9 protein-coding genes are annotated in these 13024 nt (G+C 67.8%); 1 reads left to right on the top strand and 8 read right to left on the bottom strand.

Annotated features, from left to right (window positions below; all coding sequences use genetic code 11):
• Window positions 1-53 precede the first annotated feature (53 nt).
• Window positions 54-2819 carry a bifunctional [glutamate--ammonia ligase]-adenylyl-L-tyrosine phosphorylase/[glutamate--ammonia-ligase] adenylyltransferase gene (gene glnE, locus AC5IG3_RS12925; protein WP_491906691.1) on the bottom strand — a complete coding sequence of 922 codons (2766 nt, stop codon included), beginning with the start codon at window positions 2817-2819 and terminating at the stop codon, window positions 54-56.
• Between the two features lie 122 nt (window positions 2820-2941).
• On the opposite strand from glnE, the gene AC5IG3_RS12920 reads away from it, so the two are divergent.
• A complete protein-coding gene (locus AC5IG3_RS12920) occupies window positions 2942-3772 on the top strand; it encodes a carbon-nitrogen hydrolase family protein (protein WP_491906690.1) in 831 nt (276 codons plus the stop codon).
• Between the two features lie 23 nt (window positions 3773-3795).
• On the opposite strand, the gene AC5IG3_RS12915 is transcribed toward AC5IG3_RS12920, so the two are convergent.
• From AC5IG3_RS12915 to atpA, 7 genes are all read right to left on the bottom strand, one after another.
• Window positions 3796-5079 carry an FAD-dependent monooxygenase gene (locus AC5IG3_RS12915; RefSeq protein ID WP_491906689.1) on the bottom strand — a complete coding sequence of 428 codons (1284 nt, stop codon included), beginning with the start codon at window positions 5077-5079 and terminating at the stop codon, window positions 3796-3798.
• Window positions 5080-5132: 53 nt separating this feature from the next.
• Window positions 5133-7301 carry a replication restart helicase PriA gene (gene priA / locus AC5IG3_RS12910; protein WP_491906688.1) on the bottom strand — a complete coding sequence of 723 codons (2169 nt, stop codon included), beginning with the start codon at window positions 7299-7301 and terminating at the stop codon, window positions 5133-5135.
• A 13-nt stretch (window positions 7302-7314) separates the two neighbouring features.
• On the bottom strand, window positions 7315-8385 hold the full coding sequence (gene hemE, locus AC5IG3_RS12905) for a uroporphyrinogen decarboxylase (protein ID WP_491906687.1): 1071 nt from the start codon (window positions 8383-8385) through the stop codon (window positions 7315-7317).
• A gap of 121 nt (window positions 8386-8506) precedes the next feature.
• Window positions 8507-8923: a F0F1 ATP synthase subunit epsilon gene (locus tag AC5IG3_RS12900; RefSeq protein WP_491906686.1), complete on the bottom strand. Its 417-nt coding sequence runs from the start codon at window positions 8921-8923 to the stop codon at window positions 8507-8509.
• Window positions 8924-8999: 76 nt separating this feature from the next.
• The gene (gene atpD, locus AC5IG3_RS12895) at window positions 9000-10424 is read right to left on the bottom strand and encodes a F0F1 ATP synthase subunit beta (protein ID WP_491906685.1); all 1425 of its coding nucleotides are present in this window, start codon (window positions 10422-10424) and stop codon (window positions 9000-9002) included.
• 48 nt (window positions 10425-10472) lie between these two features.
• On the bottom strand, window positions 10473-11354 hold the full coding sequence (atpG, locus tag AC5IG3_RS12890; protein WP_491906684.1) for a F0F1 ATP synthase subunit gamma: 882 nt from the start codon (window positions 11352-11354) through the stop codon (window positions 10473-10475).
• Window positions 11355-11384: 30 nt separating this feature from the next.
• Entirely contained in the window at window positions 11385-12938 is a 1554-nt protein-coding gene (gene atpA / locus AC5IG3_RS12885; protein ID WP_491906683.1) for a F0F1 ATP synthase subunit alpha, read from the bottom strand.
• Window positions 12939-13024 lie beyond the last annotated feature (86 nt).

Raw genomic sequence — 13024 nt, 5'->3', positions numbered from 1 at the left:
CGCTGCAGCGCCTGTACTCATCAGCGTCGATCAGCCACGCTTCATGCGCCAGTTCACGCGCCAAACACGCAGGCCCACAGCGCCAGCACCGCCGCACGGTGCTGTGCCAAGTCACCGTGCTGGGCCAGTTCCGCCGCATCAAAGGCCGTGCTCGATTCATTGAGACGCGCCCGGTGCTGGACGCGGCGGAACTCCCGGTAGGCATCAGCCGCAGCGCGGCCCACACCTTCGGGCAGCAAGCCTGCGGCCTCGGCGCGCTGCAGCAGCGCAATGTTGCCGGCGTCGTCCTGCAGTTCGGGGTAGGCGGCGCTGTGTGCCAGCACCAGTTGCTGCACCGCGAACTCCACATCCATCATGCCGCCGGCGCTGTATTTCAGCTCGAACTTGCCGGCGCGGGTCGGGTGCGCCTGGCGCACGCGCTCGCGCATGCCGGCAATCTCGCCGCGCAGCGCCTGCGGGTCGCGCACGGCGCACAGCACCGCACGCCGCGTGGCCTCGAAACGCGCCGCCAGTGCGGGCTGGCCGGCGCACCAGCGCGCCCGCGTGATGGCCTGATGCTCCCAGGTCCAGGCGGTGTTGCTGCCCCGACCCTGCTGGTAGCGGTCGAAGGCAGCGACCGACGTCACCAGCAACCCGGAATTGCCGTTGGGCCGCAGCGCGGTGTCAATCTCGTAGAGCGAGCCCGCCGCCGTGTGCAGCGACAGCCACGTGATCAGCTTGCGCGCAAACGCGGCGTAGATTTCCGGCGCACGCTCGTCCTCGTCGTCGTACAGGAAGACGATGTCCAGATCGCTGCCGTAGCCCAGCTCCTTGCCGCCGAGCTTGCCGTAGGCGATGACCGCGAACTGCGGCTCGGGCCGGTGCCGGTTGCGCAGGTGCTGCCAGGCCCAGCGCAGCGCGGTTTCCAGCGTCGCGTCAGCCAGCGCCGACAGATCATCAGCGACCTGCTCGACGCTGATCTCGCCCTCCACGTCGCGCACCAGGGTACGGAAGGTCTCGGACTGATGCGCGCGGCGCAGGGTGTCGAGCAGCGATTCCTCGTCGGCCTCGCCCGAGCGCAGCCAGGCCTGATGGCGGTCTTCCAGATCGCGCTGAAAGGCCGTAGCGTCAAAGCGCTGATGCGCCAGGCGCGGATCGGCCAGGTCGTCGATCACGCCGGGGTGCTTCATCAGGTAGCGCATCGGCCAGCGCGCCAGCCCCAGCAGACGCAGCAACTGGCCGAGCACCTGGCTGCGCTCGGCCAGCAGCGCCAGATAGCTGTCGCGGCGCAGCAGCGGCTCGACCCAGTCAACGAAGCGCAGCAGCCCTTCTTCGCCGATATCGGGGTCTTCTTCGGTCAACCGGCGCGCACGGGCGAACAATCGCGCCAGCCGCTCGCGCGCCTCGTCACGCAGCAGCGCCACGCGCGGGTGGGCGATGAAGCGGCTCCAGCGCTCGGTGGCGGCGGCGCTCAGGCCCTCGGTCAGCGCCGGGCTGTCGAGCGTCAGCGTCGTGCCGTTGCAGCTGCGGCAGCCGTTGCCCGCCGGACGCGGCGCGCTGCGGCCGTCGTGCAGCAGCGCGTCGAATTCGGTCGCGACCACCTCGCGGTGGGCGCACAACTGGTCGATCAGCTCGCAGGCGTCGACCGTGCAGCGCAGGCCCATCGACGCGGCAATCCAGCGCAGATCGGCGTCCGCCGTCGGCAGCAGGTGGGTCTGCTGGTCGTCCAGGTACTGAATGCGGTGCTCGACCCGGCGCAGAAAGATATAGGCCGCTGCCAGCTTGTCGGCGGTCTCGGGCTTGATCATGCCGACCGCCGCCAGCCGCTCCAGCGCCTTGAGCGTCGGCCGGGTGCGGATCTCCGGGAACTGGCCGCCGCGCACCACCTGCAGCAGCTGCACGGTGAACTCGATCTCGCGGATGCCGCCGCGCGAGAGCTTCACGTCGTTGGCGCGCTCAGGCCGGCCGGCGGCGCGGCGGTTGGCCTCGTCGCGGATCTTCTGATGCAGCTGGCGCAGGCCCTCGAACACGCCGTAATCCAGGTAGCGCCGGTAGACAAACGGGCTGACCACGTCGCCCAGCGCCTTGGCGCGGCCCGATTGGATCGCCTCCGCCGGCGCGACCACCCGGCTCTTGAGCCAGGCAAAGCGCTCCCATTCGCGGCCCTGCACCAAAAAGTACTCTTCCAGCATCGCCAGGCTCACCACCGCCGGGCCGGCGTTGCCGTTGGGGCGCAGCGCCAGGTCCATGCGGAAGACGAAGCCGTCTTCGGTGATGTCGCCGATCAGCGCCCGCAGCCCACGCGCCACGCGGTCGAAGTATTCGTGCGCGCTGGTCACGCCGGTGCCATCGGCGCGGCCGGTGGTCTGGCCTTCTTCCTCGTAGACATAGACCAGATCGATGTCGGACGACACGTTCAGCTCGCGCGAGCCGAGCTTGCCCATGCCGATCACCCAGAAATCGATGCGCTCGCCGGCCTCGTTGCGCGGCTCGCCGTGGCGCTCGTCGAGTTCGGTGCGCGTGGCAGCCAGCGCCTCGTCGAGCGTGAATTCGGCCAGCTCGGTCATGGCCTGCGTGACCACCACCACCGAGGCCTGTTCTTCCACATCCAGCACCGCCAGCCGCTCCATCACCAGCTGGCGCAGCACGCGCAGGGCCGAGGGCAGCGCTCGGCCCCGCTCGCGCAGGCATTGCAGGGTCTGCTGCATGGTGGCGCGGGTCGGCGGGCCGGGGGGCAGGCAAGACAAATCGGCCGCCAGAGCGCGACGCACGCGCTGCACATAGCGGCTGTATTGAGCCAGCGCGGCCGAGGTTTGGATGGGCGCGGCGTCGGTGGTCATGGGCAGGAATCCGGGTTCATGGGCCCATGATGCGGTCTGAGCCCGTTTTAGTATCGTGGGCCGGCCAGAGTCCGGTGCCACCGGATGGAATTCTGCCCCACCCCAACACGTCGAGGCCCCGCATGAGTTACCCCGTCAAGATCGCCGCCGTCCAGATGGTGTCGGTCGCCGATCCGCAGCGCAACCTGCGCCGCGCCGCCGAACTGATCGCCCAGGCCGCCGCGCAAGGTGCCGAGCTGGTCGCGCTGCCCGAATACTTCTGCCTGATGGGCCACAAGGAGCGCGACAAGATCGCGCTGGCCGAGCGCCCCGGCGACGGGCCGATGCAGCAGCAGCTGGCCGAAATTGCAGCAAGGCACGGCCTCTGGCTGATTGCCGGCACGCTGCCGCTGCAGGTCGAAGGCGACGCCGAGCATGTCTACAACAGCAGCCTGGTCTACGGGCCGGACGGCCGGCAGGCGGCGCGCTACGACAAGATCCACCTGTTCCGCTTCGACGACGGCCACCACCGCTACGACGAGGCCGTGAGCCTGCTGGCCGGCCAGCAGCCGGTGGCGTTCGACGCCACCTTGCGCAGCGGCGCCACGCTGCGCGTGGGCCTGTCGATCTGCTATGACCTGCGCTTTCCCGAGCTCTACCGCGCGCTGATGTCACCGCCCTGCGACCTGCTGGTGGTGCCGGCCGCCTTCACCCACGCCACCGGCGAAGCGCACTGGGAACTGCTGCTGCGCGCCCGTGCGGTCGAAAACCAGTCCCATGTGCTGGCCAGCGCGCAAGGTGGTTGGCACGAGAACGGCCGCCGCACCTGGGGCCACAGCCTGGTGTGCGACCCGTGGGGCCGCCTGCTGGCCGACCTGCCCGAAGGCGACGGCGTGGTCTGCGCCGAACTCGACCTGGACCGCGCCCGGCAGATCCGCACCCAGCTGCCGGCGCTGGAGCACCGCGTGCTCTGAATGACGGGCGGCTTCTGATGGCTTCAGCGCCGCCCGAACATCATCTGCCGCGCCAACAGCGACTTGATGCCCGGCAAGCGCTGCAGCGTGGCGATGCCCGCGCCGCGCAGCGTGCTCAGGCCGGGCAGGTTCCAGGTAAAGCTGCGAGCCAGGAAATCGGTCGCGGCGATGAGCGCCCAGCGGTCGGGCGCGCGCTGCCAGGCCACGCGCGACAGGGCGGCATCCAGGCGGTCGGCCGTACGAACAGATGCGAGCACCTGCAGCAATTCATGCGCATCGCGCAGCCCCAGGTTCAGCCCTTGTCCCGCCACCGGATGCAGCGTCTGCGCAGCATTGCCGATGCGCACCGTGCGGCCCGCGACCAGGCTGCGCTCGGCATTCAGCCCCAGCGCAAAAGACTTCAGCGGGCTGATCGCCAGCAGCGGCCCGACGCGAGCCGGCAGCGCATCGGCCAGCACGGCCAGGCGCTGGACGTCGGTCAAGGTCGGCACCGGATCGTCATCGGCATTGACGCACCAGACCAGCGCAGCGCGGCGCTGGCCGTTCAGCGCCGGCAGCGGCAGCAGCGCGAGCGGGCCCTGCGGCGTGAATCGTTCGTAGGCCATGCCCGGCTCGCCCTCGGCCAGCGTCACGCTGCCGACCCAGGCGGTCTGGCGGTAGTCGTGGTGCACCGCCTTGCGCGACTGGTCGGCAAAGACACCGCCTTCGGCAATCACGGCCAGATCGTGCACGGCAGCTTCGGCGGCGTCCTGCCCTTCCAGCTCGACCGCCACGCCCCCTGCAACACCACCCACTCGCTGTGGCAGCGCAGCCACGCGCACGCCGAAGCGCGACTGCAGGCGCTGCGGCTCGCGCTCGCAAGCCGCCAGCCAGGCCGCGCGCAGCGGCGCGACCAGCGCGCCGTAGCTGGCCACCGCGCCGAGTTGCGGCACGCCTTCGTCGACGGCGCGGATCAGGATTTCCGGCTCGGCCGTGGCCTGAGAGCCGGGCCACGGATTGAACAGCCCCAGCAACGCCGGCTGCTGCTGCGAGACATGCACCGCCGCAATCGCCTGCGCTCGCGGCTCGACCGCCAGCCACACGCCCAGCCGCTGCAACTCCTGCACGCTGCCGAGCGACAGCGCCAGGGTGCGGCCATCGGTGCTGATGTCACGATCAGCCGGCAGCGCGTCATGCACGCAAATGTGCGCCTGCGGCAGGCGCCGCGCGGCGTTGAGCGCCAGCACCAGTCCGACCGGCCCGGCACCGATGATGGCCAGACGCAGCGGCGGGGCGGAAGAGTCTTGAGCGGAGTCGGCAGCAAGCATGGTCGGCGGGGGCTACAGCGCAGAGGGGACAGGACCACGATTGTGGCGGGGCATCAGATGGCGAGCGGATCGACGTCCACCGCCCAGCGCAGCACGCGCTGCTCGCCGGTATTGCACTCATGCAGGCGTGGCACCCAGGCGGCCAGAAAGCGCTGCAGCACAGCGCGTGAGGACGACTCCAGCAGCAACTGCGCCCGCTCGACGTTGGCCACGCGCTGCAGCGCGGCCGGCACGGGCGGGTAGGCGGTGATGTCGAGGCTGACGGGCGGATCTTGCTGCTCGGCCTCGGCCAGCAGCGCGTCGGCCTGCTGGGTGGCAGCCTGCAGAAACGCCAGCGCGGCGGCCTGCGTGCGCGCCTCGGCCCGCACCAGGGCCAGCGCGGCAAACGGCGGCAGCTGGGCACTGCGGCGCTCGTCGAGCTGGTCATGCGCAAAGGCTGCGTAGTCGTGGCGCTGCAGCGCGGCGTAGAGCGCGTGCTGCACGTGCCAGGTCTGCACCCACATCTCGCTGCGCGCAGCCACCGCCGCATCGCGCCCGGCCCGACCGCCGGCCTGCATCAGCAGCGAGAACAGCCGCTCGGGCGCGCGGAAATCGCTGCTGAACAGCGCCGAGTCGGCATTGACCGCCGCCACCAGCGTCATGCGCCGGAAGTCGTGGCCCTTGGCGACCATTTGCGTGCCGACCAGCACATCGACCTCGCCAGCGTGCACGCTGGCCAGCTGGCTCTCCAGGCTGCCCTTGGCGCGGGTGCTGTCGGCATCGATGCGGCCGATGCGCGCGCCCGGCAGCAGCTCGGTCAGCTGCTCTTCCAGGCGCTCGGTGCCACGCCCCAGCGGCTGGATGTCGGGATCGCCGCAATCGGGACAGGCGCGCGGCACGCGTTCGGTGAAGCCGCAGTGGTGGCAGCGCAGCGTGCGGTCGAGCTTGTGGAACACCCGCCAGGCGCTGCAGTGCGCGCAGGCGCTCTTCCAGCCGCAGCCGGTGCAGTGCAACACCGGCGCGTAACCACGGCGGTTGAGCAGGATCAGGCTCTGCTCGCCGCGCTCCAGCCGCTCTTTCAACGCCTGCACCAGCGCCGGCGCCAGCGGGTTCTGGTGCATGAACTTGCTGCCAAAGCGCTGGCTCAAGCCGGCCAGATCGACCAGCCGCACCGCCGGCAAGGCGCCCGCGCCGATGCGCTGCGGCATGCTCAGCAGCCGGTAGCGGCCCGGCGTGCTGGCCGCCGCACCGGCTGACTGACCCGCAGGCGCATCGCCGCCGGCGTTGTACCAGCTCTCCAGCGACGGTGTGGCCGAGCCCAGGATCACCGGCAGCGCCTCCAGCCGACCGCGATAGACCGCCAGGTCGCGGGCCGAATAACGCGCGCCTTCCTGCTGCTTGTAGGACGGGTCGTGCTCCTCATCGACCACGATCAGCCCGAGCCGCGGCAGCGAGGCAAAGATCGCCATGCGCGTGCCCAGCACCAGATCGGCCAGCCCCAGGTGCGCAGCCAGCCAGCTCTGCAGCCGCTGCGCCGGCGTCAGCCCGCTGTGCAGCGCAACGATCAGGCGGCCAGGAAAGCGGGCCCGGAAACGCGCCTCCAGCTGCGGCGTGAGGTTGATCTCGGGCACCAGCACCAGGGCCTGGCGGCCGGCGTCGAGCACGCTTTGCGTCACGCGCAGATAGACCTCGGTCTTGCCGCTGCCGGTGTTGCCGTGCAGCAGGCTGGTGACGGCCGCGCCATCGGCCAGCACCGACAGCACCTGGGCCTGCTCGGCGCTCAGGGTGGGCAACCCGGCCACAGCCTCCGTCGCGGACGACGCAGCACTTTGGAGCGCCTTCAAGCCTTTGTGCAGACGCTTGAGACGACGCTCCAGCGCGGCTTCATCCAGCGCACGCAGGTCGGCCGGCAGCGCAGCAAGCGCCAGTTCGCCCGCGCTGCGCTGGTAGTAGAGCGCCGCAAAGCGCACCAGCGCGCGCCAGTGGGCCGACAGCGGCGGCAAGGCGTGCAGGCATTGCTCGATGGGGCGCAGGTCGACGCTGGCGTCGGGCTCGGCGGGTGCCTCGGCCCCGGCCTTGGCATCGGCCTCATCCCAGACGATGCCGCTGACCACCCGCCGCCCGAGCGGCACGCGCACCAGGCGGCCCGCCGCCAGCGGCTCGGGCGCCAGGTAGCTGAGCACCGGCCCCATGCCGCTGTGACGCGGCAACTCCACCAGCACCGGAACGTGGACAGGCGCCACGGCCGTCGCCCGATCAGGCCTGGCAGCGCAGCGTGCGGGAGTGGCTGTGCACGGTCTCGACCAGCACCGTCACGGCTTCGGGCGGCGTGTACTGGCTGATGCCATGGCCGAGGTTGAAGACGTGGCCGGCGTGCGGGCCGTAGCTGTCGAGCACCTTGCGCGCTTCGGCGGCAATCTGCTCGGGGCCGGCAAACAGCACGTTCGGGTCGAGGTTGCCCTGCAGCGCGACCTTGTGGCCGACGCGCTCGCGCGCCCGGCCGAGGTTGACGGTCCAGTCGAGCCCGACGCCGTCAGTGTCCAGATCAGCAATCTCATCGAGCCACAGACCACCGCCCTTGGTGAAGACGATGCGCGGGATCTGCTCGCCGTTGTGCTCGCGCTTGAGCTGCGCCAGCACGCGGCGGGTGTAGCTCAGGCTGAACTCCTGGAAGGCGCCATCGGCCAGCACGCCGCCCCAGCTGTCGAACAGCATCACGGCCTGGGCGCCAGCTTCGATCTGGGCATTGAGGTAGGCGGCCACCGAATCGGCGTTGATCGCCAGGATGCGGTGCATCAGGTCCGGACGGCTGTACATCAGCGACTTGACGCGGCGGTAATCGTCGCTGCCGCCGCCCTCGACCATGTAGCAGGCCAGCGTCCACGGGCTGCCCGAGAAGCCGATCAGCGGCACGCGGCCGTTGAGGGCCTTGCGGATCGAGCTGACCGCGTCGAACACGTATTGCAGCTTGGCCATGTCCGGCACGGCGAGCTGGGCGACCGCCGCTTCATCGCGCACGACGTGGGCGAACTTCGGGCCCTCGCCCACCGCGAAGCTCAGGCCCAGGCCCATGGCATCGGGCACGGTCAGGATGTCGGAGAACAGGATCGCCGCGTCGAGCGGGTAGCGCTCCAGCGGCTGCAGCGTCACCTCGGTGGCAAAGTCGGTGTTGGTCGCCAGGCCCATGAAGCTGCCGGCGCGGGCGCGGGTGGCGCAGTACTCGGGCAGGTAGCGGCCGGCCTGGCGCATCAGCCACACCGGCGTGTAGTCGGTGGGCTGGCGGCGCAGGGCGCGCAGGAAGGTGTCGTTTTGCAGCGGTGCGTTCATGGGCGGATTCTAGGCAGCGAGCTGAAAGTAAAACGGCCCGCAACTCTGGGGAGAGCTGCAGGCCGGATGGGCGGAGTCGGGCAGCGGGTGGCCGACTCGCAGGCGCCAGGGCGCCCGTCTTTTACTTGTTGCGGAACTTGCGGATGGCGGCGATCTGCGCAGCCATCGCAGCAAACTCGCCCTGGGCCTTGGCCAGATCGAGATCGCTGGAAGCGTTCTTCATGGCTTCTTCAGCCAGGCGCTTGGCTTCGGTGGCCTTGGCTTCATCGAGGTCGTGACCCCGGATGGCGGTGTCGGCCAGCACGGTGACCATGCCGGGCTGCACTTCCAGAATGCCGCCGGCGACGAAGACAAACTCTTCCTCGCCGTTGTCGGCACGCTCGATGCGCACGGCACCAGGCCGGATGCGGGTGATCAGCGGCGTGTGGCGGGGCAGGATGCCCAGCTCACCGTTCTCACCCGGCAGCGCGACGAACTTGGCCTCGCCCGAGAAGATCAGCTCTTCCGCAGAAACGACGTCAACGTGGATCGTTGCCATAGCTTTCTTTCTTTAGGGTGGAAGAAGGTTCAGTGACCGAGCAGGCGGCGCATGCAGGATGCGCCGCGCAGCGCGATTACTGCATCTTCTTCGCCTTCTCGAAGGCTTCGTCGATCGTGCCGACCATGTAGAACGCCTGCTCGGGCAGGTGATCGCACTCGCCGGCCACGATCATCTTGAAACCACGGATGGTTTCCTTCAGCGGCACGTACTTGCCCGGCGAGCCGGTGAACACTTCAGCCACGTGGAACGGCTGCGACAGGAAGCGCTGGATCTTCCGGGCGCGAGCCACGGCCAGCTTGTCTTCCGGTGCCAGCTCGTCCATACCCAGAATGGCGATGATGTCGCGCAGTTCCTTGTAGCGCTGCAGGACCTGCTGCACCGCACGGGTGGTGTTGTAGTGCTCTTCACCGACGACGTTCGGGTCCACCTGGCGGCTGTTCGAATCGAGCGGATCGACCGCAGGGTAGATACCCAGCGAAGCGATGTCACGCGACAGCACGACCGTGGCGTCCAAGTGGGCGAAGGTGGTGGCAGGCGACGGGTCGGTCAAGTCGTCCGCAGGGACGTAGACGGCCTGGATCGAGGTGATCGAGCCGACCTTGGTCGACGTGATGCGCTCTTGCAGACGGCCCATTTCTTCAGCCAGCGTCGGCTGATAGCCCACGGCGGAAGGCATGCGGCCCAGCAGTGCGGACACTTCGGTACCGGCCAGCGTGTAGCGGTAGATGTTGTCCACGAAGAACAGCACGTCACGGCCTTCGTCGCGGAACGACTCGGCAATGGTCAGGCCGGTCAGCGCGACGCGCAGACGGTTGCCCGGCGGCTCGTTCATCTGGCCGTAGACCATCGACACCTTGGACTCGCCCAGGTTCTCGAGGTTCACGACGCCCGAATCGGCCATCTCGTGATAGAAGTCGTTGCCCTCACGGGTCCGCTCGCCCACACCCGCGAACACCGACAGACCCGAGTGAGCCTTGGCGATGTTGTTGATGAGCTCCATCATGTTCACGGTCTTGCCGACGCCGGCGCCACCGAACAGGCCCACCTTGCCGCCCTTGGCGAACGGGCAGACCAGGTCGATCACCTTGATGCCGGTCTCGAGCAGGTCTTGCGACGGGCTGAGTTCGTCATAGGCCGGAGCCTTGCGGTGAATGGAGGCGCTGTGCTCCATGCTGACCGGGCCACGTTCGTCGATCGGGTTGCCGAGCACGTCCATGATGCGACCGAGCGTTGCCGGGCCGACCGGCACGGTGATGGCCGCGCCGGTGTTGCGGACTTCCAGACCGCGGCGCAGGCCGTCGGAGGAACCCAGCGCAATGGTACGGACCACGCCGTCGCCCAGCTGCTGCTGGACTTCGAGCGTCAGGGTCGAACCGTCGAGCTTCAGCGCGTCGTACACCTTGGGCAGCTGGTTACGCGGAAACTCCACGTCCACCACGGCGCCGATGCACTGAACGATCTTGCCGACCGCTTGAGTCGTGGCTTGAATGCTTGCCATTTTTCGTTCCTTCAATCTTGATAAGTTGCGTCTCGTCGCGAGGCGGGATCAGCCTACCGCAGCGGCACCGCTGACGATTTCCGACAGTTCCTTGGTGATCGCGGCCTGGCGGGTCTTGTTGTAGACCAGCTTGAGCTCACCGATCAGGCTGCCGGCGTTATCGGTCGCAGCCTTCATGGCCACCATCCGGGCAGATTGCTCGGACGCCATGTTCTCGGCCACGGCCTGGTAGACCAGCGCCTCGGCGTAGCGAACCATCAGGTCGTCGATCACGGCCTTGGGCTCGGGCTCATAGAGATAGTCCCAGCCGTGCGCCTGTTTTTCCTGTGCGCTCTGGTTCAGACTTTCGTCCGTCAGCGGCAGCAGTTGCTGCACCAGAGGCTCCTGCTTCATCGTGTTGATGAAGCGGGTGAAGCACAGGTAGACGGCGTCGAGCTTGCCCTCGGCGTACTGGTCGAGCAGCACCTTGGCCGGTCCGATCAGCTTGTCGAGGTGGGGCGTATCACCCAACTGCACCGCATGGGCGACCACTTTGGCGCCGATGCGGTTCAGGAAACCGAAACCCTTGTTGCCGATCGCGACGGCCTGCACCTTGGTGCCGGCAGCGTCGAGTTCACGCATCTTGGTGGTCACCGCGCGCAGCACGTTGGTGTTCAGACCACCGCACAGACCCTTGTCGGTCGTGACGATGATCATGCCCACCGAACCGCTGCCGCTGTTCTTGACCACGAACGGATGCTTGTACTCAGGCGTCGCCTGCGACAGGTTGGCCGTGATGTTGCGAATCTTGTCCGCGTACGGACGAGCCGCGCGCATGCGTTCCTGCGCTTTGCGCATCTTGGACGCAGCAACCATTTCCATGGCCTTGGTGATCTTGCGGGTGTTTTCCACCGACTTGATCTTGCCGCGAATTTCCTTGCCTGCCGCCATGACTGTGCTCCTAGTGGGTCAGCCGTCGGCTCAGGCGAAGGACTTCTTGAACGCAGCGATCGCGCCTTGCAGCTCGGCTTCCGCGTCCTTGTCCAGGGCCTTCGTGTCGTCGAGCTTCTTCAGCAGGGCGGCATGGCTGGTCTTCAGGTACTGATGCAGACCCGATTCGAAAGCCAGGATCTTCTTGACGTCCACGTCGTCCATGAAGCCCTTGTTCACCGCGTACAGCGTCGCGCCCATCAGGCTGACCGACAGGGGCGAGTACTGAGCCTGCTTGAGCAGTTCGGTCACGCGCGCGCCACGGTCGAGCTGCTTGCGGGTTGCCGCATCCAGGTCGGAAGCGAACTGTGCGAACGCAGCCAGTTCACGGTACTGCGCCAGGTCGGTACGGATACCGCCGGACAGGCCCTTGATCAGCTTGGTCTGTGCAGCACCACCCACGCGCGACACCGAGATACCGGCGTTGATGGCGGGACGGATACCGGCGTTGAACAGGCTGGTTTCCAGGAAGATCTGGCCGTCGGTGATCGAGATCACGTTGGTCGGAACGAAAGCGGACACGTCGCCAGCTTGCGTTTCGATGATCGGCAGTGCCGTCAGCGAACCGGTCTTGCCCTTGACTTCACCCTTGGTGAAAGCTTCGACGTAGTCGGCATTCACGCGGGCTGCGCGCTCGAGCAGGCGGCTGTGGAGATAGAACACGTCGCCAGGGAACGCTTCGCGGCCCGGCGGGCGGCGCAGCAGCAGCGAGACCTGGCGATAGGCCACGGCCTGCTTGGACAGATCGTCATAGACGATCAGTGCGTCTTCGCCACGGTCGCGGAAGTACTCACCCATCGTGCAGCCGGTGTAGGCCGAGATGTACTGCATGGCAGCCGACTCGGAGGCCGACGCAGCGACGATGATGGTGTATTCCAGAGCGCCGTTGGCTTCCAGAGCGCGCACCACGTTCTTGATCGACGAAGCCTTCTGGCCGATCGCAACGTAGACGCAGGTCATGTTCTGACCCTTCTGGTTGATGATCGCGTCAATGGCCACGGCAGTCTTGCCGGTCTGACGGTCACCAATGATCAGCTCGCGCTGACCACGGCCGATCGGCACCATCGAGTCGATCGACTTCAGGCCGGTCTGCACCGGCTGGTCGACAGACTTACGGGCGATCACGCCCGGTGCGACCTTTTCGATCACGTCGGTCATCTTGGCGTTGATCGGGCCTTTGCCGTCGATCGGCTGACCCAGCGCGTTGACAACGCGGCCGATCAGTTCCGGGCCGACCGGCACTTCCAGAATGCGGCCGGTGCACTTGACCGTATCGCCTTCGGAGATGTGCTCGTATTCGCCCAGAATCACGGAGCCGACGGAGTCACGCTCGAGGTTCAGTGCCAGACCATAGGTCGGCACGCCCTCGGCGTTGGCCGGGAATTCCAGCATTTCGCCGGCCATCACATCGCTCAGGCCGTGAACGCGGACGATGCCGTCCGAGACCGAAACGACGGTACCTTGATTGCGGATGTTTGCGTCTGCACCAAGACCCTCGATACGGCTCTTGATCAGTTCGGAAATTTCTGCGGGATTGAGTTGCATTGCTTGCTCCCAGTCTGGTCAAGCAGCCTCTTCGACAGAGGGCAGATGTGACGCAGGGATGAATTCGATGCGTGTCGTCACGCGCT

Origin of the sequence: Leptothrix sp. (in: b-proteobacteria) (assembly GCF_965250675.1) — a bacterium.
Taxonomy (GTDB): Bacteria; Pseudomonadota; Gammaproteobacteria; order Burkholderiales; family Burkholderiaceae_C; genus Sphaerotilus.
Note: the sequence above shows the minus strand (reverse complement) of the source record. Positions and strands in the feature narration are given on the sequence as shown.

Excerpts from the sequence above, each read along its gene's own strand:
- glnE (WP_491906691.1), bottom strand. The coding sequence starts at position 2,819 with ATGACCACCGACGCCGCGCCCATCCAAACCTCGGCCGCGCTGGCTCAA.
- AC5IG3_RS12915 (WP_491906689.1), bottom strand. The coding sequence starts at position 5,079 with ATGCTTGCTGCCGACTCCGCTCAAGACTCTTCCGCCCCGCCGCTGCGT.
- hemE (WP_491906687.1), bottom strand. The coding sequence starts at position 8,385 with ATGAACGCACCGCTGCAAAACGACACCTTCCTGCGCGCCCTGCGCCGC.
- atpD (WP_491906685.1), bottom strand. The coding sequence starts at position 10,424 with ATGGCAAGCATTCAAGCCACGACTCAAGCGGTCGGCAAGATCGTTCAG.
- atpG (WP_491906684.1), bottom strand. The coding sequence starts at position 11,354 with ATGGCGGCAGGCAAGGAAATTCGCGGCAAGATCAAGTCGGTGGAAAAC.
- atpA (WP_491906683.1), bottom strand. The coding sequence starts at position 12,938 with ATGCAACTCAATCCCGCAGAAATTTCCGAACTGATCAAGAGCCGTATC.
- AC5IG3_RS12920 (WP_491906690.1), top strand. The coding sequence starts at position 2,942 with ATGAGTTACCCCGTCAAGATCGCCGCCGTCCAGATGGTGTCGGTCGCC.
- AC5IG3_RS12900 (WP_491906686.1), bottom strand. The coding sequence starts at position 8,923 with ATGGCAACGATCCACGTTGACGTCGTTTCTGCGGAAGAGCTGATCTTC.